At 42.8% G+C, this 23689-nt stretch carries 23 protein-coding genes and 1 pseudogene; 12 read left to right on the top strand and 12 right to left on the bottom strand.

The genetic code is table 11. The annotated features are described in order from the left end of the window. Positions 1 to 59: 59 nt before the first annotated feature. On the top strand, positions 60 to 314 hold the full coding sequence (locus tag MH117_RS24130; RefSeq protein WP_239333297.1) for a YuzB family protein: 255 nt from the start codon (positions 60 to 62) through the stop codon (positions 312 to 314). 37 nt (positions 315 to 351) lie between these two features. Here MH117_RS24130 and MH117_RS24135 read toward each other — a convergent pair whose 3' ends face one another. After that, a complete protein-coding gene (locus tag MH117_RS24135; protein WP_239333299.1) occupies positions 352 to 1425 on the bottom strand; it encodes an NAD(P)/FAD-dependent oxidoreductase in 1074 nt (357 codons plus the stop codon). 197 nt (positions 1426 to 1622) lie between these two features. After that, the gene (gene mqnE, locus MH117_RS24140; protein ID WP_239333301.1) at positions 1623 to 2729 is read right to left on the bottom strand and encodes an aminofutalosine synthase MqnE; all 1107 of its coding nucleotides are present in this window, start codon (positions 2727 to 2729) and stop codon (positions 1623 to 1625) included. A 339-nt stretch (positions 2730 to 3068) separates the two neighbouring features. On the opposite strand from mqnE, the gene MH117_RS24145 reads away from it, so the two are divergent. The 3 genes from MH117_RS24145 (at position 3069) to MH117_RS24155 (ending at position 5955) form a co-directional block, all read left to right on the top strand. Continuing rightward, positions 3069 to 3428, top strand: coding sequence for a HesB/IscA family protein (locus MH117_RS24145; RefSeq protein WP_239333303.1), 360 nt, complete (start codon positions 3069 to 3071; stop codon positions 3426 to 3428). 399 nt (positions 3429 to 3827) lie between these two features. Beyond that, positions 3828 to 4391 (top strand): helix-turn-helix domain-containing protein, encoded by a 564-nt coding sequence (locus tag MH117_RS24150; RefSeq protein ID WP_239333305.1) that lies wholly within the window; start codon positions 3828 to 3830, stop codon positions 4389 to 4391. 388 nt (positions 4392 to 4779) lie between these two features. Then, entirely contained in the window at positions 4780 to 5955 is a 1176-nt protein-coding gene (locus MH117_RS24155) for a CynX/NimT family MFS transporter (protein WP_239333410.1), read from the top strand. Between the two features lie 94 nt (positions 5956 to 6049). Here MH117_RS24155 and MH117_RS24160 read toward each other — a convergent pair. From MH117_RS24160 to MH117_RS24170, 3 genes and pseudogenes are all read right to left on the bottom strand, one after another. Then, positions 6050 to 6184 (bottom strand): annotated as a pseudogene (locus MH117_RS24160) (GNAT family N-acetyltransferase); the annotation flags it as partial. A 64-nt stretch (positions 6185 to 6248) separates the two neighbouring features. Then, on the bottom strand, positions 6249 to 7124 hold the full coding sequence (locus MH117_RS24165; protein ID WP_239333307.1) for a ribokinase: 876 nt from the start codon (positions 7122 to 7124) through the stop codon (positions 6249 to 6251). Positions 7125 to 7141: 17 nt separating this feature from the next. Beyond that, entirely contained in the window at positions 7142 to 8095 is a 954-nt protein-coding gene (locus MH117_RS24170; protein ID WP_239333309.1) for a nucleoside hydrolase, read from the bottom strand. Between the two features lie 93 nt (positions 8096 to 8188). On the opposite strand from MH117_RS24170, the gene MH117_RS24175 reads away from it, so the two are divergent. The 6 genes from MH117_RS24175 to MH117_RS24200 all read left to right on the top strand — a co-directional run bounded on the left by MH117_RS24175 (position 8189) and on the right by MH117_RS24200 (position 15370). Further along, a complete protein-coding gene (locus MH117_RS24175; RefSeq protein ID WP_239333311.1) occupies positions 8189 to 8842 on the top strand; it encodes a Crp/Fnr family transcriptional regulator in 654 nt (217 codons plus the stop codon). Between the two features lie 268 nt (positions 8843 to 9110). Next, positions 9111 to 11540, top strand: coding sequence for a fibronectin type III domain-containing protein (locus MH117_RS24180; RefSeq protein WP_239333313.1), 2430 nt, complete (start codon positions 9111 to 9113; stop codon positions 11538 to 11540). Positions 11541 to 12637: 1097 nt separating this feature from the next. Continuing rightward, positions 12638 to 13438, top strand: a complete 801-nt coding sequence (locus MH117_RS24185) for a DUF2935 domain-containing protein (protein WP_239333315.1) — start codon at positions 12638 to 12640, stop codon at positions 13436 to 13438. A 310-nt stretch (positions 13439 to 13748) separates the two neighbouring features. Next, positions 13749 to 14006 (top strand): DUF4318 domain-containing protein, encoded by a 258-nt coding sequence (locus tag MH117_RS24190; RefSeq protein ID WP_239333317.1) that lies wholly within the window; start codon positions 13749 to 13751, stop codon positions 14004 to 14006. Positions 14007 to 14178: 172 nt separating this feature from the next. Continuing rightward, positions 14179 to 14664, top strand: a complete 486-nt coding sequence (locus MH117_RS24195; protein WP_239333319.1) for an HXXEE domain-containing protein — start codon at positions 14179 to 14181, stop codon at positions 14662 to 14664. A gap of 178 nt (positions 14665 to 14842) precedes the next feature. Beyond that, a complete protein-coding gene (locus MH117_RS24200; protein WP_239333412.1) occupies positions 14843 to 15370 on the top strand; it encodes an acetylglutamate kinase in 528 nt (175 codons plus the stop codon). Positions 15371 to 15688: 318 nt separating this feature from the next. On the opposite strand, the gene MH117_RS24205 is transcribed toward MH117_RS24200, so the two are convergent. From MH117_RS24205 to MH117_RS24230, 6 genes are all read right to left on the bottom strand, one after another. Beyond that, positions 15689 to 16093: a DUF2871 domain-containing protein gene (locus tag MH117_RS24205; protein ID WP_239333321.1), complete on the bottom strand. Its 405-nt coding sequence runs from the start codon at positions 16091 to 16093 to the stop codon at positions 15689 to 15691. A gap of 15 nt (positions 16094 to 16108) precedes the next feature. Next, positions 16109 to 18352 (bottom strand): MMPL family transporter, encoded by a 2244-nt coding sequence (locus MH117_RS24210; RefSeq protein ID WP_239333323.1) that lies wholly within the window; start codon positions 18350 to 18352, stop codon positions 16109 to 16111. A gap of 1019 nt (positions 18353 to 19371) precedes the next feature. Beyond that, positions 19372 to 20763: a sensor histidine kinase gene (locus MH117_RS24215; RefSeq protein ID WP_239333325.1), complete on the bottom strand. Its 1392-nt coding sequence runs from the start codon at positions 20761 to 20763 to the stop codon at positions 19372 to 19374. Next, positions 20760 to 21440: a response regulator transcription factor gene (locus tag MH117_RS24220; protein WP_239333327.1), complete on the bottom strand. Its 681-nt coding sequence runs from the start codon at positions 21438 to 21440 to the stop codon at positions 20760 to 20762. Before MH117_RS24220 ends, MH117_RS24215 begins: the two co-directional genes overlap by 4 nt. 100 nt (positions 21441 to 21540) lie before the next feature. Continuing rightward, positions 21541 to 21699 (bottom strand): hypothetical protein, encoded by a 159-nt coding sequence (locus MH117_RS24225; protein WP_239333329.1) that lies wholly within the window; start codon positions 21697 to 21699, stop codon positions 21541 to 21543. Positions 21700 to 21839: 140 nt separating this feature from the next. Continuing rightward, positions 21840 to 22136 (bottom strand): hypothetical protein, encoded by a 297-nt coding sequence (locus tag MH117_RS24230; RefSeq protein WP_239333331.1) that lies wholly within the window; start codon positions 22134 to 22136, stop codon positions 21840 to 21842. A gap of 132 nt (positions 22137 to 22268) precedes the next feature. On the opposite strand from MH117_RS24230, the gene MH117_RS24235 reads away from it, so the two are divergent. Next, positions 22269 to 22931, top strand: coding sequence for a YheC/YheD family protein (locus MH117_RS24235; protein ID WP_239333333.1), 663 nt, complete (start codon positions 22269 to 22271; stop codon positions 22929 to 22931). A gap of 300 nt (positions 22932 to 23231) precedes the next feature. Next, a complete protein-coding gene (sda, locus tag MH117_RS24240; RefSeq protein WP_239333335.1) occupies positions 23232 to 23381 on the top strand; it encodes a sporulation histidine kinase inhibitor Sda in 150 nt (49 codons plus the stop codon). Positions 23382 to 23408: 27 nt separating this feature from the next. Here sda and MH117_RS24245 read toward each other — a convergent pair whose 3' ends face one another. Then, on the bottom strand, positions 23409 to 23678 hold the full coding sequence (locus MH117_RS24245; protein WP_239333337.1) for a hypothetical protein: 270 nt from the start codon (positions 23676 to 23678) through the stop codon (positions 23409 to 23411). Between the last annotated feature and the right edge of the window lie 11 nt (positions 23679 to 23689).

The raw sequence follows: 23689 nt of genomic DNA on the forward strand, positions 1-23689 counted from the left end.
TATTATATTATAAAGCTATTCGAATTCAAAGATACAAGCTAAAACTGGGGGAATTGTCAATGAGACCGATTATCGAGTTCTGCGTGAACAACATGCACCACGGCACAGATGCCATCATGCAGCGGTTGGAGCAGAACCCCGAGTATGACGTCATTGAGTACGGCTGCTTGGGCAACTGCGGCGAATGTTACCTGTTCCCATTTGCCTATGTAAACGGGGAGATTGTTGCTGCCGAGACAGCAGATGCCTTATACGATAGCATTATGAAGATGATTGAAGAAGTACAACAATGGGATCAGTTTGATATCGATTGATATCAGACTGATCCCATTCTGCTGTTCATCGTGACTATTATCCAAAGTGATGCTTCGATATCCAAAGCACACCACTTTTGATGACACGTGGTACATAACCAACCATCGGTCTTTTGCCTAACATGCCGAATCCGGATTTCTTGCCAAGAGAGCCGAGTACACCTTTAAGCTTGATACGTCCAAGCTTAGGGGTTTCGCCTTTCCATAAGGCCAGGGCGACATCGGCAATTTGTTCGCCTTGAGCTCCGGCTGCCTGGGCGCTAGGTGAGTAGGGCAAGCTAGCACAGTCGCCTACCACGTAAACTTCAGGATACTCCGGAATCTGATGATATTCGTTAATCTTAACGCGGCCTTGCGGGTCCTTCTGGACATTAAGATCCTGTACAACTTGTACGGGCTGAATCCCAGCTGTCCAGACGGTAACTGCTGAATCGATTTCTTCCACATCGTGATCGCGTTTGTTATAAATGACACCTTGTTCAAGGCGTGCTACGTTAATGTAAGAACGAAGCTCTACATCATGCTCAGTAAACCAGCCTGACACGAATTGCGACAGCTTCTCTGGAAATGGCGACAGTACTCTTGAACCTCGATCCAGAATACGAATATTCAAATCTGGACGGCTTTCACGCAGCTCCGCAGCCATCTCAACTCCACTTAAGCCACCGCCAACGATGCTAATTTGACCGTAGGGCTTCACGTCGTTTAAAAGTTGGTACGTCTTTCTGGTGCTTGATAGCGATTGAATGCTGTTGCCATATTGTTCAGTGCCTGGTATGCCGTGATAACGGTCTGTACAACCGAGCGCTATGGCAAGTTGATCGTAAGATAGTGGTTCATCCTCATGTAAATAGACAAGCTTGGCTTCCAAGTCGATGCGTGTGATGTCGCCATATCGAATGTGAACGCGAGGGTCCTTAGGGAATGCCACTCGAATGTCGATATCAGATACAGCGCCCGCGGCTAAAGCGTAGTATTCCGTCTTTAAACCTTGGTAAGGCATGCGATCAATCAACACGATTTCCACGTCTGTAGGAAGCCCACCTCCTAACAGTCGTTCGATTAGAGCAAGACCGCCGTATCCTCCACCACATACAACAAAACGTTTCATTATCGGATTTCCTCCCATGATGCCGAAATAAAAAATTGTCCATTCCATCCGGACTTGTAAAGAGTACGGCTCCACTCGCATTTCCGTTTGTCGCAGCTAAGGTGTATGACACACTGGATAGCTTGTCTTCTATTTATCTCAATCTGTATTTAAATGTAACGATAAATCATTAACCATATTCAAGTTGGATCAACTGCTTATTCATAAATTTTAATCGGATTATAAAACGTGTCTCGTTCTATCGCAGTACGTCCAGCACCTTTGATCAGCCAGACTAGCTCATCACGAGTCAGTCCTTCTGGAGTGAGTGCACCCGCCGCATGGCTGATACGTTCCTTAACTAAGGTACCATGAACATCAGACGCACCATACGTTAAGGCGAGCTGGGTCAATTGTGTGCCGATATTAATAAAATACGCTTTAATATGCTGGATGTTGTCCAGCATGAGGCGGCTGATCGCGATGGTTTTCAGGTCCTCGTAGGCTGAATTGCGGCGCTTGATGCTGGCCTTAGGGCTCTTCGGCTGCATGGATAACGGAATGAATACCAGGAAACCGTTGGTCTCATCCTGCAGCTCACGAACGCTCATCATGTGGCGTATGCGATCCTCATGGGATTCGATGGCGCCATACAGCATCGTGGTATGTGTCTGCATGCCAAGATTGTGCGCAGTCCGGTGAACTTCCAGGTAGCGTTCAACGCCCGCCTTCTCGACACGCATCTTTTTGCGGTATTCATCAGATAAGATTTCGGCGCCGCCGCCAGTAAGCGACTGCAAACCAGCTGCTCTTAATTGATGCAGCACCTCTTCAATGCTTAATCCACTGATGCGGGTAAAAAAGTCGATTTCTGCTGCAGTATATGCTTTCAGTGTAACGTTCGGATAACGTTCATTCAGCGCGCGCAGTGAATCAACATAATATTGAAACGGCACATTAGGATTATGCCCACCAACGATGTGGAACTCTTGTACACCAGGGTGAATATGTTGATCTACATAAGCAATCATTTCATCACCAGACAAGGTGTATGCCCCATCCTCACCCTCATCTTTACGGAAATTACAGAAAGCACAACGTGCCTCGCAAACGTTGGTAAAATAAAGGGACATGTTTTCGATAAAATAAACATTTTTACCGTTCTTGCGCATATTGACCAAGTTGGCCAATTGACCTATTGTCAAAATGTCATCTGATTGGTACAAATATACGCCATCTTCCAAAGTGAGACGTTCTCCACGTTCAACTTTGTCGGCAATATCAGCCATGCGGGCATCCGCATGACGTGTCCATGCTGTCGTCATCGACGTACCTCCTTCACTTTCATTTCTTGCCACGAACGAATGATGTTAGCTCAAGCTTGTGGTCACACTACACCTTGACATGTATCTTCATCCATACCTTGTAGGGCGAAATGCCGAAAAAAAACTCCGCGGCGGATGCTTCCGTCGGAGGTTGCAGTGAAACGAATCACATTATTAAAGATAACAGCATTAATATTATGTCAGTTCCATTATACCCTTGCCTTTAAAAGGGGGCAATATGTCTGGGAGAGACATTCGACATCATTTTCCAACCGTCATGTTCACTTGTGCGTTCAGAAGAGGATGGTTATACTTAGAAATAGAAGGAGGGATGTTATCATGATCACAATTAGCGAATTGGCGATTGAGAAGATAAAGGAAATGTTAGAACAAGAAGAGAACCCGAATATGTTCTTGCGTGTCGGCGTTCGTCCGGGCGGTTGCAGCGGTTTCTCTTACGGGATGGGCTTTGACGATGAGGAGACGGGTGATGACGTTCATTTGGAGTCTCATGGCATGAAGGTCGTTGTGGATAAAGAGAGCATTCCGCATCTGACCGGCTTGGAGATTGATTATAAGGAATCCGGCATGTCTGGAGGATTTACCATTGAGAACCCAAATGCAGTGGCGACATGCGGCTGCGGTTCTTCGTTCCGTACGGCAGTATCTGAAGGTAAAGCGGAGAAGTGCGACGACTAAGCATTGTACTGAAGCGGGTATAGGACCTGGTGATCCCAATTCCTCAATAGCTTGCTAGCTATACGAATGGGTATTTCGTAATTTCGGGTTCGGTTGAAAATGGATTATACTTAATTTACTTATAAGTGTAACCATAATCACATCAACATGGTTTGTGAATTACGTCTCTGGACGGTTAATTTCGTTGAAATTAACTCGTGTGGAGGCGTTTTATTTATGTTGCAGCAGAAACAGCGATGCAAGTGTAGTCATTCTAATTTATAGCAATACCTACGATTTTCCATACCAACAGGCGTTAGTTGTTGTTAGCAGCGCAAGTATGGTATATTGCTCTTTTTTGGTAATAATATATATTATAATAAATTATTATATAGATTTATAACGGGGGTAATAAATCAAATGGATATCGATGATCCAAAACAAGTTGTTTTACAACTTGGTGCAATAATGAAAAAGTATCGGAAAGAAAAAAAATTAAGTCTTGAAGAGTTATCTGAATTAGCAGGAGTGAGCAAACTAACATTAGGTAACATAGAACGTGGAGAAACAAATCCAACACTGGGCATGTTGTGGAAAATTTCAAAAGGATTATCTATCCCTCTGATGGCATTATTTTCAACAAAAAGCAGTGTTAACATATCTCAAGCAGGGGTTGGATTAAAAATTCCAGGGGATCAACCTACTTGTGTATTTGAGCCGATTTTTCAAAATACTAGTGATGAGATGGAGATGTTCCGTGCCTACATCCAACCAAACAGCTCATACCAAACAGAAAAGCACCATCCTAACACGGTGGAATTTACGACCGTGATGACAGGGGCAGTATCAATAAAAGTGAATGAGACCTTATATACATTAAACCAATATGATTCTATTAGTTTTCGTGCAGATAGCACACATTCGTATATAAATAACGCTAATGACGTTGCAGTTCTCCATATATTGTTAAAATACAACCTGTAATATAAGGGTATTTTGATCCTATAGATGTTCAAAAAACAAGGAATAACTCTTTATTATCCCTAGCGGGGAGAGAGAGTTATTCCTTGTTTTTTTGATCCGACGGAAGCGTTAACGTTACGTCACAAAGTTTAAAAAGGAATAGACGAACTCAAAATTATATATTATAGTATACTTTATTGTAATTAAATATATTATAATATACTAAAAGAGGTGCGGAGTGGGCAAAGTAATCACTTGTACGATTAGATGCTGCTATACAAGTACAAGACTATAAATTCATTAAAAAGTGTATGTTGAAGGAGGCTGCCTCGTGAAGGTATTAAATCAATTTAGCAAAACGGATCAAAAATCAATTTCAAAGGTAGTCAGTCAATCCGTGCCGTGGCTAATGGTTGCGGCCGTTATTTTTGTTGCCATTAATCAACGTGCGGCTATAACCTCAGTAGGGCCATTAGTGGGTCTTATTCGGGATCATTTAAATATGTCCAATGCTGTAGCTGGAATGATTAGCACCATTCCTCTATTAGCCTTTGCATTTTTTTCGCCCTTTGCACCTAAATTAGGAAGGAAGTTTGGTATAGAAGTTGTACTCTTGGCAGCCCTTGTTGTTCTCACAATAGGGATTATTTTACGCTCTTTAGCAGGAGTTGCTTATTTGTTTGTAGGCACTTCTATTATTGGAATAGCTATTGCCGTTTTAAATGTATTGCTGCCTAGTCTTATTAAACAACAATTTCCCAATCGCATAGGTACGATGACAGGGGTGTATACTATCTCTAGTAACTTAATGGGAGCCATAGCTTCTGGTATTAGTATTCCGATTGCGATCGGACTGGGGTATGGATGGCAGGGGGCATTAGGTCTGTGGGGTATTTTATCTTTCATTTCCATTTTAGTATGGCTACCTCAAATGAAACGACGTAGTGGACGGAAATCTGACAGGGAAGAGGTTAATGACAATCAGCAGGTAAATATGTGGCGTTCTCCTTTAGCATGGCAAGTAACGTTGTTTATGGGATTGCAGTCTATGATTTTTTATGTACTTATTACGTGGTTACCTGAAATTTTAAAAAGCCAGGGAATTGGTTCTGATCAATCGGGCTGGGTACTGTCCATTTTGCAATTATCCTTGCTGCCCTTTACTTTTATTATTCCTGTTATTTCTGAGCGGATGTCCAATCAACGTCTGCTCGTAGTCACTATGTTTATGCTATTTTTAATGGGAACTCTTGGATTACTTTATGGAAGTTCTAATTTGATCGTGTTATGGATTATGCTCATAGGGAGCGGGGGCGGCATTGCTTTTGGGCTAGCGATGATGTTTTTCAGTTTGCGGACAGAAAATGCCCACGAAGCTGCCGAATTGTCTGGAATGGCTCAATCAGTCGGGTATTTGCTAGCAGCAACGGGTCCCCTATTTTTCGGATTTCTACACGATGTGACGAATAGTTGGACTACTCCGTTGTTCATATTGGTTGGTTCAACCGTTCTGCTCTTTATATTTGGCCTAGGTGCAGCTAGTAATCGATATATAAGCTCTTATAATGGGAATCACAGGGCATAAATTAACAAACAAAAACAAAGGCAGTCCCAGTAAAATGATTAATTTTACGGAGACTGCCTCGTTTACTTTTATAGCCTAGACATACGAATTGCATTTACTCGAAAAATACTTTTGAATAACGGACGACACCTTGAACATTTTCAAGAGAACCTTCAGTTAATTGTACAGCCATAAATACCTCATCAGGCACTTCAAATAGAGCTTTTATGTTCCATAAGTTAGCTGGTTTAGTTAGTCATATATCCCCCTGGTTATAATCATGTAAGTGTGCAGGGATAACAAATTTGAACTTATTAGCCGATTACTTCTGCTAAAAAAGGGATCGAAGAAGATGAACCTTTTTGGGATACGGCCAATGAAGCCGCTTTTGTGGCAACACGTAGTGCGAGTTTAACATCAGATTTTTGGGAAACGATGCTAAGGAAATAACCCAAGAAAGTGTCGCCTGCTGCCGTTGTATCTACTACTTTAACATGATAAGCTTCTTGTCTGTATTCTTGTGTATTGTCTTTATATACGGCACCGTGTGCGCCCAAAGTTAACACAATTTTTAAATGGTTATAGTGTGAAAGCAAATAGTCGAGTATTCGGCTTGGTGACTTTTCCCCACTAATAACATGCCCTTCTATTTCGTTTAGGATTAGATAATCAATTTTAGAAAAATCTAAGTTCCTAATAGACTCACTCATTGGTGAGGGATTAAGCACAATGGTTAACCCTTTTTTATGAGCGGCACTAATTAGGTAGTCTATATCATTTATTTCGTTTTGTAGAACTAGGAAATCACCCGAATCAAAGTTCTCTATCACTTTATCCATTTGTGTACTAGTTATTTCTTTATTCGCTCCACCATACAGTAAAATACAATTTTCAGCTGTTGAAGCCACTTGAATAATGGCATGCCCCGTTATGAGGCCGTTTTCATATATTCCCTCAACATGAACGCCTTCGGATGCTAACTCGTTTTTAAGAAACAGACCATCGCTCCCAATTTTACCTGCATGAAAAGTCTGTGAACCAGATCTGGCAAGGGCTATTGATTGGTTTAACCCTTTTCCACCAGCATATTCAGCATAGTAAACTGATGATAACGTTTCTCCTCCAGTAACAAAGTGAGGCACGGTATACACTTTATCTAGATTTAATGATCCAAAATTTAGAAATCTCATCTAAGCACCTCTTCATGTTAACTTACCAATAATTCGATCATCCGTTTCTTGAATAGTTGATTATCCATGGTTTTGCAGACTGTTGCATTAGGAGCATGACCTGCATAGCCATCAGAAATGGCAAGCTTACTACCGTCATTAACTATAACTTGTCCATAGGCTGCTTCTTCTGTGGTACATACATAGCAGTAACATAACTTGTCTTCAAGAACGATATCATTCCATAATAAAACGCCCATTGCCACAGCATCTGGTAAATCAACAATATGCTCATTACTTCTTTGTAAATTATATTCGAGCAAGGAGCGGTTACAATGAACGGAAAACGCTGCTTCTTCCTTACCACTTGATAGTAATACATCCATATCGTCCTTGTTTAAAGCAGCTTCTCCTAGACATACATCAAATCCAATAATCGTAGTAGGTATGCCTGAGTTGAGCATAATCTTATAGGCCTCTGCATCAACGTAGACATTAAATTCAGCGACAGGTGTAGTGTTTCCAGGTCCAAAGCCAGAAGTGCCCATAGTGTATATATGTTTAACCATGTTCATCGTTTCTGGTGCTTTTAAAATAGCAAGGGCAATATTTGTAACAGGACCGATAGTTAAAATTTCGATTTCACCAGGATTACTCTCAATAATGTCAAGGATAGCGTCTACGGCATGCTTTTCTTCTGGATAAGAGGTAGGATGGATTAAGTTACAATCCCCCATTCCATCTTCACCATGAACATTTACAGCCGTAACTAAATCACGCATAAGTGGTCTAGCTGCTCCAACATAAAGTGGCGGCTTTTGACCATTAGTGACTTCGATCGTCATTAGTGCATTTTTTGTTGCTAATTCAATAGGGACATTACCACAAACTGTTGTTATGGCTTCAACTTGAAGATCAGTTGATTTTAATGCCATCATTAACGCGACAGCATCATCACTACCCGTATCTGTATCAATAATTATTTTTCTCATAACAAGACCTCCACTTCTTATTTGGCCTTATTATATATTTCAATTTATAATGAAAATAGGTCAAATGACCAAAAGTAAAAAGAAGGTGGAAATATGGATTTTAAAGCTATTGTAAATGATGCCCCAACGCTTATTACGAAACATTTTATGTATAGAAAACACAAAAAAGGCAGTCTTATTATTCACCCTCATGAGCAAAATGATTACCTTTATATTCTTACCGCAGGGGTAGCAGAGGTGTATAGACAAAGTTATGAGGGAACGATGCTCTCGCTATATATCTATGACTCCTATAGTTGTTTTGGGGAGATCGAAATTTTTAATGAAAACATTAAAACGCTCAGTGTTATTGCAAAACAAAATTGTGAAACGATAGCTATCCATAAAACAAAGGTTTATGAGTGGATGAAAATGGATTTTAACTTTAATTTGTACATCATTAAACAACTTGCTTCAAAATTAATATTAAGTTCAGATACGTCGGCAAAATTATCACTGCTAACCGTTAAAGATCGTATTTTATTAAGTATTCATAATCACTATAAAGTCGGTGATTTACATAACCTTACAAAACAGATTTTATCAAGTGAGATCTGTGCACCAATTCGAAGCTTAAATCGTTCGATAGCTGAGTGCATAAATGAGGGCGTTATAAGTTATAAAAATAAGAAATTCTCTATACATTCAATTGAAAAAATAGAAAAATGCCTGGAACATTTTTTGCTAAGCGACGGCCCATCAAGCTAAGTGAGGGGTTTATCTATGAAGGGTTCGTTATATTTGATTAGGAGCTGGAGGAAGTGATTTTAGCGCTATTTCACAGTCAAAAACTGAGCAAAGGTATAACAAAATAAGGTGGGTAGAAAGAATTCAATAGCACGTGTGGAATTTAAATGTTTTGTCCATAGACTTGCTAAAAGAGGTGTGTTATTTTGATTATTACCAAGTCATTGTTACATAAATAATGGATATTTGTGTATAGTGATTGGAATGAGAATTTTGGGAGGGAAAATTGTTGAAAAGAATCTTGGGTATAGTGATGACGCTTGTATTATTTTTGACAGTAGTCAATATCAGTCCTGTGCATGCAACGCCAAGTAAGTACACAGGAGGCCTGTTAGACGGGGCAGTTATTCAATTCGGTAAAAAAATCGGTCAACCGACTGGCACCGGTGTTACCCAGATGACGGATAATAATGCAACTACCTATGCTCGAATAGAATTAAATAACTTAGCGTGGTACACGTTCAATTCTCCACAAGAAATCACCTCAGTTATCCTTAAAAGCGAAGATGCAAAGTATAGTATGAATTTCTATGACAGCAATAATAATCTCCTGTATACATACAACTCAGTCATAAATGATGGTATACAAACGCTCCCTACCCCAGTGAAAAATGTGACGATGGTTGTGATAAAGCCATCGAAAACGGATTTCGTATTCGAATGGAATGTCTTTAAGACTGCTTCGGCCCCGCCATCCCCAACCAAGATTAATTGGATACAGGGTGGAGATAAAATTGTAACTTTTGATTGGAATAATACAGGTGCTGAACACTACACGGTCAAACGATCAGCATCCCCTGGCGGTCCGTTTGCGATTCTTGCTTCTATTAACGGTACTTCCTATACGGACAGAGCCGTAACCAATGGCACAACTTATTATTATGTTGTCTCAGCAGGGAATGAAGCAGGCCAAAGCGCAGACTCTCCTCAAGCAATAATCAAACCAAGTGCGACCAAGTACACAGGCGGCTTATTAGATGGAGCTACGTTAAACGTTGGTGCTTCTATTTCAACTCCCACAACAACCACGAGAGCGATCACAGATAATAATGTGGCCACCTATACTCGAATTGAAACGAATAACTTAGCTTGGTATACGTTCAACTCCCCAAAGGAAATCACATCCGTCATCATTAATAGCGAAGAGCCAAAATCCAGTATTAATTTCTATGATCGTAACAACAATTTGCTGTATACGTACAACTCGATCATAAAAGATGGCGTACAAACGCTGCCCAATCCAGTAAAAAATGTGAGTACGGTTGTGTTAAAACCATCAAAAACAGATCTTGTAATCGAGTGGAATGTCTTTACGACAGCCTCGGCCCCCCCAGCACCAACTAAGATTAACTGGATTCAAGCTAGGGATAAGCTTGTCACTTTTGATTGGGATCTTACAGGGGCTAAATTCTACACGGTCAAACGCTCGACATCGTCTGGCGGCCCATACGCTGTGCTTGCCTCCAATATTACAGGCACTACCTATACAGATAGAGCCGTAACCAATGGCACAACTTATTATTATGTTGTCTCGTCAGGGAATGAAGCGGGTCTAAGCGCAGACTCGCCTCAAGCAGCAATAAAACCAAATGTGACCAAGTACACAGGTGGTTTGTTGGATGGGGCAACGCTAAATATAGGTACATCCATTTCAAATCCAAGAACAACCACGAGAGCGATCACAGATAATAATGTGGCCACCTACACTCGAATTGAAACGAATAACTTAGCTTGGTATACGTTCAACTCTCCAAAAGAAATCACGTCCGTCATCATTAATAGCGAAGAACCAAAATCCAGTATCCATTTTTATGATACTAACAACAATTTGTTGTATACGTTCAACTCGATCATAAAAGATGGCGTACAAACGCTACCGAATCCCATAAAAAACGTGAGTATGGTTGTGTTAAAACCATCGAAAACGGATCTCGTAATTGAGTGGAATGTATTTGGATATGATCAAGTTCCACCAACTCCTAAGCCATCTAATCTAAAAGCGACAGCAGGAGATACAAAGGTTACGCTAAATTGGCAATTGGTCAACAATACATCACAATATCATATTAAGCGTGCCAACAAATCAGGCGGTCCGTATACGACAATAAGCACGGTTACAGGAAACACTTATAGTTATTTGGATGCCGGTGTTGCAAACAATACAACTTATTACTATGTAGTCACGGCTAATGGCCCAGGTGGTGAAAGCGGAAATTCCAACGAAGCGTACGCCACCCCAAAACAAGAATTTCCACCAACTCCAGCACCAACCAACCTGATAGCATCAGCAGGAGACTCAACTGTGACGTTGATTTGGCAATTGGTTAACGATGCATCACAATATCATATTAAGCGGGGCAGCACAGCTGGTGGTCCCTATACGACAATTGCAACCGTGACAGGAAGCACATATGGTTTTGTTGACATGAATCTCATAAATGATACTACTTATTACTATGTAGTAACAGCTAGTGGTAAAGGCGGAGAAAGTAGTCATTCCAACGAAGTCTTTGCGACACCTACAGTTGGTGTAAGCCCAGCATCGAGCCTTGGTCAGTCAGATACACAAGCATTGCATCGTTATATAGTGAATAATGAGATAGTGAGAAAAATAACCTATCAACAACAGTTGAGTTACTTGGCTCATTATTGGGGATGAAAGTAATAAGTCAGTGGACATCTCTGATCAGAAATGGTGAAGTAAATCTCATGCATGTGTGCAAAAAAATAAAATGGTCGTTGGTATTAACCATGTTGAGTATATTATGTTTTGTGTTAATGCTATCTTCTTGCGAATATAGGCTAATCATGAGTATTATCCATATTAATCCCTTAGTATTAGTTTTCTTATTATCGTGCCTTTCCTTTATTGCTGGATTTGTTAGTTTAATAAACGTAGTTAATATGAACACTTTTTTCCAGTCGATGCTAGCTATAACTATTAGTTTATTGTTAATAGTATATGTATCTTTTATACAATTTATTGGTACTTTGTTATTGTAAATACACCTTCTAGTCAATCCGAGTGGTATGATCCCCTTTAAGTAGACACTCATATAAAACCTTGTGTGTTAACATGAGGAAATGAGTAAACTTGGAGGGGACTTTTACGTAGAAAAAAGGGACAGGTGTGTCGAATTGGATACTCAAAAGTTCAAAATGAAAGCCGTTTCCTAGAAGACATTTATAGTGAAGAGAGAAGAAAGAATCTTGATGTAGGCGACAAAATGTCAATCTTACTTATTAGTCTTGATAAGTCACAGGCTTTGGTCTATTGGGAAAAAAGCTAATGGTTCTTACGTTGTAATTCCGATGATAACGGAAATCACTAGTTCTCAAATATGGTATATGGACGGAATTATCCTTGTGCCCTCTAAATAGAATTTTGAAGTAAAAGATATTAGTGGAAATGGAATGTACCCAACCTATAATCAGGCTGAAACGGGTTGTGAATTACGTCTTTGGACGGTTAATTTCGTTGGAATTAACTCGTTGGGAGGCGTCTTTTTATGTTAAAGCGGAAGCAATGAAGAAAGTTTCTAAACGTTTTAATTTATAGCAGTAACCACATATGACTTTCCAGCAGGCGTTAGATTTTGTCATTAGCGCAATAAGGTGAAGGTAGACTGAGAGTTAGCCACAGACGATACCAAATTCGATAGTGTGGACGAGCGTGCACCTTAACATACCGGAGAATATAATTGAATACATTTTATTATTGAACATCGTTTTTATTTATGGAGGGGGTGGCGCTTGTTGTCGAATGCGTTTGTGGCACACTCATTGGATGAGGTTCGGTTTTGGTCGCGAATCATGAAAGAACATTCACTATTTCTCAAGTTGGGGTTTAGATGTGAAGATACTCAGCTCATACATGAAGCTAATCAATTCTACGCAATATTCGAAGGGATCGAAAGAAAATCACACGAATTTACAGTAGAGACAGATCCAGAACAGATTCGTCGATTCAACATCGAAGTGTATTCTGCTGCATCCCACATATGGGCATTTAAACGGAGAGTATTAGGCTTAGTGCTCAGTTGCCAGATGCCAGGAGCCAATAACTTCCCATTACTTATTGACCATACAAGCAGAGAAGCAAACTATTTTAGAAACCGTCTGGAACAGCTTAATAATGGCAGGCTAGAGCCATTACCTGATGCGATTATAGATGAAAATGTATTTTTCTTAAGGATTATGGCGGATCATGCCAAATTTATTGGACACTTGCTTGATCCTTCTGAACGACAGTTAGTTGAGCAAGCTCGCAATTTTAGTCATGATTTTGACGAGCTTCTATTTCAAGCAAGAGACTTGGATTCCATGCGGCCACAATCTCAAACGATACCATTACTGGACCAATTCTTGGATCAGAATCGTGTCTCTGTGGCATCGCTGCGTGATTTCAAAAAAACAGCTAGAGATTTAATTGAAGCTTGTCGTATCAAAAGTATCATTCATCCTTTACTCGCTGATCATGTGTATCGTGAAGCTGAACGGTTTCTCGCCATTATAGACATGTTTGAACAGAGTTTGACCTCCGTACAGCACCAGTGAAAATCTTTACACTTTATTTTGATAGATGGGTATTCAATAATGCTTACCATAAAACCGTGCTGTAACCGAGCTCCGTCATATAGCCAAAAGCTATTTATTCATTGCCTGCACCTCTGAGTTCAGTTCAGAAATTATATGGGTATACGTTACTCTTCTCTGGCGTACCTGCACTGACCTGCCTATTTGGCTAATGTAGTGTAATCGATTTCAAACTATAAGTTTATAGGGAAAATTAACTTCCAGAGCTGGTCATTGTAGTTAGAAATAATTAACGATTATGGTATAATAAAATGATCAGTAGTCATCAAAGATGAGAGTGGGAGCTATGATGAAAGATCTTGTCAAGAAGCTGTTGAAAAAAGGATTCACAGTTGAACTGGAAAAAGTTCCTGCCAATAAACAAGAGTTTTTAGATGAAATTGAACGCTATTGTAAAAAGGAACAAGTAACCTACGAATTTGTTGAGTACACGATGCCGGCTGTTGTTTCTCTAGATAACGTGGTCTATACATGCGACGTTGAAAATGCAGGAAGAATAGGATTTGTACTTCATTTCAAAGAAATCTAATCCTGTATGAATGAATACTGATTGTGCAGCAGCTTGCTGCAATTCAAAAGCCTCGGTTCTGCCGAGGCTATTTTCTTTGTATTAGGTTAGACAATTCAGGAATGTAACAAAAGATTGACGTTTTCATTGAGAAGAAATGGTCGCGAAATAAGTGAAGAGGAGGGTAATTTTAATGGAAGTACTCATCATTTTATTTTTATTTGCTATAACACTGCATAATTTAGAAGAAGCAATATGGCTGCCAGCATGGTCGAATGATGCTTCAAAATATCATAAACCTGTGGGGAAAAATGAATTTCACTTTGCAGTCATTTGTATCACTGCTTTGGCCTATCTTTCTGCCTTTTTTTATCTATATAATCCAGACTCCTTGCTGGCTAAGTATATTCTTTCCGGTTTTCTAGGCTCGATGCTTTTGAATGCGATTTTCCCACACTTGCTTGTAACCATCCTGCAAAAAAGATACGCTCCAGGATTGTTAACGGGTATTCTCTTGAATATTCCAATAAACGGTTTTATTTTATATCGATTTATTAAGAGTAACGAAATAACACTTACTGAAGTGATTTTCTCGACGCTTTTAGTAGCAGTATTGCTGGTAGGGTTGATCCCTGTTTTATTTAGAATTGGAAAATCCATAACGAATCAATATGAATAGGTTTTAGGGTAACTGCATGAGTTGGTTCGCTTCATTTTTTGCACGTAATAGGCACTTCGTCTATATACTGTACAAAATGAGGTAAAGGAGCTAATGACTCGATATGTATTACTACTATCCGAGATATTACCATTATGACTTCAGGCAGGTTCCTCTTGCTTGGACACCAACGAGTGTGGTGTTGAACCAACAATTACGAGCCTTATGGGAGCAGCATGTGTACTGGACAAGATTGGCGGTAAACAGTATCGTTGGTAGACAGCCGGATGAAAAAGAAACGATTGCAAGGCTCCTTCGTAACCCCGATGATTTTGCAGCTGCGCTTAAGCCTTTGTATGGACCAGCTGCTGCTAATAAATTTGCGGAGTTGTTTCGAGAGCATTTAACGATTGCGGCTGAGCTTGTAAAGGCTTTACAAGCCGACAACACCTCAGCCGCGGCTGATGCTAAGCAGCGGTGGTATGCGAATGCAGATGATATTGCTGAATTCCTCGGGACCATTAATCCGTATTGGTCTAAAGAAGAATGGAGGAAAATGCTTTACGAACATTTGGATCTGCTGAGCAGTGAAGTCTCTTCCCGGCTTGCCGGGAAATATGCTGAAAACATAGCAATAGGTGATCAAATACAACTACAAGCGCTTGAAATGGCCGATATGATGACGAGTGGAATCGTTCAACAGTTTCCAATGGCATTTACACATTAATAAATGAGTTTAGCGTGTTGAACTTGTAGACATTTGAGTGTATGTGCACTTAAGGACTGTGAATGATAAGTGAATCATTCGTTATGCACAGGCATCAAGGTTAAAAGGGGTTGTCCCAAAAAGGGTGCATCCAAATTAACGAATCCCAATAAATTGGCGAAAGAACCTCCAAATCCACGTATGAGTGTGGAGGTAGAGGTTCTTTTTCATGCCAACCTGTATAATAAACTGGGGGTTAGAAATTTCGAGTTTGACTTTTTGGAACCCCGCCTTTTTGGCAGGGCGTGATTGCTAATCCTAAACCCAGCTTGGGCGTGCCTATTGTTTAATTCGTTTGCCAAGTAAAATGAGAAGCCAAATTAGTCCTGCTCCAAGTATAGTGTGTCCAAGCCCTGCGGCATGGCTAAGCCCGTTTAAGGTTAGGTCGTTCACTTGACCGATACCGCGAGCTACCATCGTTGAGATGGTGAACAGCAGCCCTAGATTGTAGACGTAGTACCACGCCTTGAACGAACGTGCTTCGTGGACGGCAAACAATTTTCCTAGTATCAGCACAATTAAGAAGAAAAGAAATCCGAGTACTAATATATGCGTGTGCACACCTTTTAGCAGCGTCTGACCGTCAAATTCACTCCATTTGGTATATTCTCGATAAAACACACCGCTGATGAGGCCAAGAATGACATAGAGCAATGAAGTATAGTAGAGTTGTTTTAATTTCATAAGAATAATGCCTCCTTAAGATGAGTGTCGATGATTATGATGGTGCTGTTTATGTTGACTACGACTTGTAAACAAACCTTCAAAACCAATAAATAAAGCCGGCAGCAGTATACCGCGAATGAAGAACGTATCCAGCAATATGCCCAATACCATCGTTGCTCCAAATAACATAAGCTCCTGCAGAGGCTGTGTGGATAACACGCCAAAGGTTGCGGCCAGAATAACGCCGGCGGAAGAAATAACGCCGCCTGTCTTGGATACCCCTCGCTGCACAGCATCCTTCCACGAATAGTGCTGTGCTTCCTCACGGATGCGAGTCACAAGCATAATGCTGTAGTCGATGCCAAGGGCAACCATAAAGAGCAGCGTATACACAGGAAGACGATAACTGATTGCGTCAAGCCCAAGTATTTGCTCAAATATATACCAACCAGCCCCTAGTGTCGCTCCATATGATAGCAGCATCGTCCCAACCATGATGACGGATGTGCTGATTGAACGGGTCAGACCTGTAAGCATAAAGAGTAAGGTGACGGTAATAGCTGCAAAAATAAACATCGTGTCGCGGTTGTTCATCTGTTGAACGTCTGCCTGAACTGCTGTTTGCCCTGCAAAATGAAGCTTGAAATCTGATGAAGGCAGATCAGCGGCTTTCAGCCAATCCTCGCTTGCATGACGCCATTCAGTGAGTTGATTAATAGATTTAACACTATATGGATCTCCATTCATTATTAATTGGCCTGTCAATGTCGTTCCGTCTGCAGACCATGCGAATTGATCTTCAATCGGAGCAGTACCGCGTACTTTGCTCCATGAAAAGGAATAAACCCCTTTCTGGTTGGAAAGCTTTTGTTCTACTACCCCTAGATTTTTTGCTAGGTTCTGCAGTTCTTCTGGGTTAGCCGGTTTATTTGCTGCTTGTACTAGCACCGTAACGGGAGCCAGCTGTCCTGGCGGAAAAGCGCCTGACATTTGTTCAAAGCCTACACGTGCTCCCATCTCTTTAGGAAATGAGTGAAGCAGGTTATAGGAGTATTTCATCGAAAATGCGTTAGTCGCGATTGCAGCAAGTGCAATCAGCATAACAAGTGCAATTGTGCGTGGGCGCTTTGTAATACTTTGACTAATACGGAACCAAAACCCGTGATGGTGTACTTGATTATGGTCTGCGGGCTTGAAGTTGACTTTTGCTTGGAATGGCCAGAAACTGGTGCGTCCCGCCACTGCAAATACAGCTGGTATTAACGTAAGTCCAGCTGCGATCATCCACAAGATAGCGATCGTAAACACACCTGCAAAGGCATGATAAGGCTTAAATACCGTACCAAATAAAACCAGCATGGCTGCGAGTATGGTGCCCCCGCTGAACAGAATGGCTTCAGCAACTCCTTTGACAGCCTGCTGCATGGCAACATATTGTGATGGATGACGCCTTAATTCCTCGCGATATCTAGAAAAGATGAAGAGGCAGTAGTCGGTTAATACGGCGAATAGCAGCACGAGCATTATCGATGTTGCAGAACGGTCAATCGTCATCCACCCATTCATACCGAAGAGACCGAGTGTACGATCCACACCCTGATAAACGACACCTGCAATCAGTAGCGGCAAAATGGCCAGTAAAGGTGAACGGTAGATGATGATAAGCAGCACAAGGATCAGCCCAACGGTGGCTGCCATTAAGATAAAGTCCGCATTGCGGAACAAGCGGGACGTATCCGCTGCGATGCCAGCAGGCCCGGTGACATTCAGTTCGAGTCCTTGTGAACGGATGCTGTTGGCCTGATCAGTTAGCTTATCAAGAGTTGTGCCCAACACTTTTGTATCCAGGCCTTGCTTCAAGCTGACATGGAAAAGTAAGGTGGTGCGGTCCTTAGAAAAGAAGGCGGCTTGTGCAGCTTCTGGGAGATGATGAAAGGGCAGGGCTGCTGCGACTTCTGTAGGCCGCTGATCCGAAGCGAGCCATTCGCTCCATCGGGTCACATGTTGTATATCTTCTTTTGTCATGCCTTCGCTTCTATGAAATACGAACAAAGCAGGTAGTCCATTATCCGAAGGGAACTGTTGAGTCAGTATTCGATTTGCTTCTTCAGACAAGGAAGCACTGAAAGCTGAGCCTTCGCCGGTTTGCACAGCATAAGACTTGGAAGATGGTGAAATCGCGCTTAGCAATACGATAACTGTAAGCCAGATCGCGATTATGCTCCACGCTCGTTTACGGGTTGAGATGATAGTAGCAATGGCTTTAATGCGAAACATAAGAGAAATACTCCCCTCACAACTTGATGAAGGGAGTATATCTCGCTAAGATGAACGGAATGTGAACGGAATGTTACATTCTGAATCTTAGAAAGCGGACGCCAGTTGCTGGCGTCGAACGGTTCCGGGCGATGGCTAAGGCGCGGGGCCGTTTGATGTGCGTAATGCGCCCTAGTAAGGCGGAATTTCGGCCTTACTAGGGCGGCTGAAGCGGATCGGGCAAGCCGCCCACAACGGCAGCAAGTAAGCCGAAGTAAGGCGGAGTTCCAGCCTTACAAGGGCGGCCGAAGCGGAAACCGCCCCGCCTAAGGCGGAAAAACCGCCCTAAGCGGGGGGAAGCGCCCGATCCGCGCCAGGAACGGCATCGAGCAAGTCGCCCACATCGGCAGCCGTAAGCCGAAGTAAGGCGGAGTTCCAGCCTTACAAGGGCGGCCTAAGCGGAAATCGCCCCGCCTAAGGCGGAAAAGCCGCCCTAAGCGGGGGAAAGCGCCTGATCCGCGTCGGAGACGGTAGCGAGCAAGCCGCCCGCATCGGCAGCATGTAAGCCGAAGTAAGGCGGAGTTCCAGCCTTACTAGGGCGGCCGAAGCGGAAATCGCCCCGCTTAAGGCGGAAAAGCCGCCCTAAGCGAGGTGAAGCGTCCGATCCGCGTCGGCGACGGTAGCGAGCAAGTCGCCCACATAGGCAGCCGTAAGCCGAAGTAAGGCGGAGTTCCAGCCTTACAAGGGCGGCCGAAGCTTGAAGCGCCCAGCCTAAGGCGGAAAAGCCGCCCTGAGCGGGGTGAAGCGCCCGATCCGCGTCGGCGATGGTAGCAAGCAAGCCGCCCACATAGGCAGCAAGTAAGCCGAAGCTTGAAGCGCTTAGCCTAAGGCGGAGTTCCGGCCTTACAAGGGCGGCCTAAGCGGAAATCGCCCCGCTTAAGGCGGAAAAACAGCCCTAAGCGAGGGAAGCGCCCGATCCGCGTCGGCGACGGTAGCGAGCAACCGCCCACATCGGCTGCATGTAAGCCGCTTTAAATCAACTAGCTCACAGGCAGCTTAATCATGAAGCCTGTGCCCTTTCCGCTTGAGCTGTCCACGGTGATATTACCGCCGTGCAGCTCGATTATACGCTTAGCAATGGCTAGACCTAAGCCAGTACCACTGCGATTACGACTGTTGGCAGCTTCCGATTTATAGAAGCGATCAAATATATGCGGTAAATCCTGCTTCTCAATCACAGCGCCCGTATTATGTATCCACACTTTAACTGTGCTGTCAGCCTCTTCATACTTACATGTTACACAGATAATACCTTCATTATCTGTGAACTTAATCGCATTGCCAACAATGTTGGCCCACACCTGATGCAGCAGTCCTGAGTCACCAGACAGCTCGGTGACGTCCAATTCAAGATCCAGCTCAATCTGCTTAGCAGACCAGTCTGGCTCCATGCGGATGATGACCTCGCGTAGCTGCTCATCAAGTCGAAAGGGCTGTCGTTTCAGCGTTTCGGTGCCGCGTTCGAGTGCAGCAAGGGTCAATAGCTGCCTGCTCAGTGATGATAGCCGTTCGCTTTCCTCGGCGATAATATTTAAGTATCTCCGCTCCTCATCAGGAGGAAGAGGACGATCCCGGAGCTGCTCCGCGAGTCCGCGGATTGAAGTGAGTGGGGATTGAATCTCGTGGGACACGTTTGCTACAAACTGCTTACGCATCGTATCCACTTGCTTTAATGTTTGGGACATCCGTGTAAAGCGCCGTGCCAACTCGCCAATCTCATCGTGCCTAGCCATGTCTACATGAATATCGTAGCGGCCCTTCTCTAATTCACCGGTCGCGAGCATAAGCCTATTTAGAGGTCTGACCAAGTAACGTGTTTTGAGAGCAATGAGCACTAAGCTTACAACAAAAGTAGTAGCAAATAAGATGGCGAGCATCTGTCTAAGCTCTTGCAGCTGCTGTACCATATCCGGCCGGGCAAATAACGCATAAGAGCGTCCATTCCACGATAAGGGGAAACCTACAGCCATATCCAGCTTGTTTTCAAATACAGCAGGCACGAACCAATTCCAATTTTTTTCTGTTAAACCACGGTACCGCTTGCCCGACAGTACAGATTCAATCACATCTTTTGACAGAGTCAAGTCCTTAAATGGGCGTCCATACATCGTACCGTTATATTGTCCATCAACCAGATATAGCTGATATCCAAGTTCAGATAACGTTTGCAACCGTGCACTCCATTCAGTGCTGCTTCCATCATGAGACTCAAGTAAGGTGAGCATGGACTGGCCTACGGCCTCCATCTTCTGTTCATAGTGGTTTTTGAGTCCGTGAGCGTATACAAGATTGGCCACAACCAACCCGACAACGAAGCTGATCATCACGATGACAACGGAAAACAGTACTATACGGCCGTATAAAGACTTCATCCTTCTGCAGCCTCCAGCTTATAACCAAGCCCTCGTATCGTGACAATACGAAAATCAGTGGTCAACGGATGCAGCCGCTCTCTTAGTCGTTTAATATGCACATCAATAGTGCGGCTGTCGCCCTCATAATCGATGCCCCATATCCAATCAAGCAGTTGGTCGCGCGTGTATATTCGCCCAGGGTAGCTCGCAAGCTGCACGAGCAGCTCGAACTCTTTACGAGGCAATGTTAGTATCTGACCGTTAGTGGAAACGGTGTATGCGAATCGATCAATGAGTGTATGTGGAAAATGAATAACGGTATCTGATACGAGCTGATAGCGTCGCAGCAGCGCCTTCATTCGGATTAGCAGTTCTTTCGGCTCAAAAGGCTTGACGATATAGTCGTCTGTTCCTGCTTTATACCCGGCTTCCTTATCTTCGATCTCGCCTAGGGCAGTTAGTAGAATAACAGGGATGTCGTACTGCGCACGAATCTCGGAGCACAGCGTATGGCCACTTTTACCTGGCATCATTACATCTATCACAGCAAGATGTATCATGGATTGTTCCAGCATTGCTGCTGCTTGTATACCATCAGTTGCTTCTACGACTTCATATTGCTCTGACTCTAATACTAATCGGAGAAGTGCGAGGATATTAGGATCGTCATCTGCAATCAATACACGTATTTGCATCTTGTTATATAACCTCCAAACTGATTAAAAGGGACAAATCCCAGCAACTATTCTGTAATCAAGCATTTTGTGATCTTGTAAGCCGTAGATTCATCAAGTATTAGCTTCTCAAACCAAAAGGTGATACCATCCTCCATGACAAGCCACCCAAACCACTCAAGCCACCAAAACCACCAAAACCACCAAAACCACCAAAACCATCCAGACTATCACCAGATGTGATGGCATCAGCCCCAGAATGAACGGCTGTATTATACAATAAACCTGCTCACACATCCAAATCACACATCAAATTATTGCGCATGGTCATGCCAAAAAACCTTCCTGGTGCGAGCTCCTGCGCCGTGAAGGTTCGAAAGAAATCTTTAAGGAACGATAAATGGCTGAAGGCCGTCCATTTTACAAAAAAGTGCGGTTGATCATTAATACTATTAAATAAAAACAAAAGATCGAAAACAGACAAGCGCCCGCACCAAGTACAAATTTACGCTGTTTCATAAAACGAAAGCTGATCGCAAAAATTCCAATATTGACAAGAACAAGCACAACGGCCATCGAGATAATAGCAATCCAATATAAGACGTGAAATACACTTGCTGTATCCATTCTAGTCTCTCCTATCGGCACAGCAGGATTAAAGTTCATCTGCTGGTTGAATATACCTATACGATACCATTGCACGGCAGATACTGACAAGCCATATCCTGTTCCTTCTAAGGAGAACTATACGAGTCTATTAAAATAAGGCGAACGCCGTGGACAATCATACAAGAAGTGGACATGGACCATGAGTACTGTATAGGTATAACGAAGAAAGGGGATACGCGCATGGATGGTAGGCAGCTGGCCAGTAAATGGCTGAAGACGGAAGCGCTGTTGTCAGACTCACGCGTAGCAGACTATATCCCTGCGACACGTATGTATAACTCCTCTAATTTGCATCAAATGTTAAATCAATATGGATTTGTTGTCATTAAACCGGTTGTCGGCGGCGGTGGCGCTGGTGTGATCAAAGTAACGAAAGAAGGAGCAACTTACCGCTACACGTACTTGGCTAATACCCGCTCCTTTACGAGCTTTGATGCTATGTTCCGTTCCTTGTCATCAGCGAAGAAGAAGAGGTCTTATCTAATACAACGCGGGATACGTTTGGCCACCATAGGTGGACGCCCAATAGATTACCGGGTCAAAGTAGTAAAAACGAATGGGGCATGGGTGTTCCGTTCGTTGGTTGGTCGTGTGGCGCGGAAAGGGTTGTTTGTGACGAATTTGTGCAAAGGCGGCACGATGTTGACTGCTGGACAGGGTATCCGCCGATCGTTATCAGGAAATTGGGTCCGGTCAAAAAAGAACGAGATGAGACATGTTACTAGGATCTGTACAGCTATCTTAGAAGCCAAATATCCCGGCATCGGGCAATTAGGCTTTGATTATGGGATCGAACGCAGCGGCAAGATGTGGATTTTTGAAGTAAATACCCGCCCTCAGTAGATAGGGGGCGGTTTTTTTGGAGTCTATCCTATTAGCGGATGCCTATTAATCGATTTGATAGATTTTATTTATTTTAAGAGGAATATTCATTAAAGTTAGTTATAAATTAACAGTGTAAATAAACTGTTGATAACTATATCCACACTTTATGCCTTGCTAGCTGTGGGAAATCGACGGTTGTCAACAATATATACACAATATTTCCACAGCGGCCTGTGGATATTGGAACGCTTGTTCTGCTTTTCATCAACATGATATGATGAGGCAGTAAAGGAAAACTAAGGAAAGGTTGTGATTAAGATGGCTTTACTTTCCGATGAGTTGCTCGTAGATTCTTATCTACAGGCAATCCGACTGCGTTTAGACGAAGAGTTCATTGCGTTGCTGCTCGCGGAAATGCAAAGACGCCGCCTTCGTCCGACCGTTCGACATTTACCGGTAATCAACTAAGAAAGTACCGGCGTGTGCTATGCGACATTATGAGCTTGCATCGAATTGAAGCCCGTTTACCGTTGTCATCGAATGACAATGCTCGCAGTACATGATATGCATACAGACTCCGACATTAGAACGGTATGAGTCGAATGTGCTCTTATCCACTGCTGTCAATCGGCCTTCTACCTGATAAGGCGCATAGGGTCCATCATAATCATCCCGTTTGCCGCTATCAATGGTTGGGTTCAAGCAGTTCGGGCATAGCCAACAAGGACTGATCATGCCGTTGCATAGCTGACAAACATCAAACAAGGGTATCCTCC

The organism is Paenibacillus sp. ACRRX (genome assembly GCF_022346885.1).
Taxonomy (GTDB): Bacteria; Bacillota; Bacilli; order Paenibacillales; family Paenibacillaceae; genus Paenibacillus_B.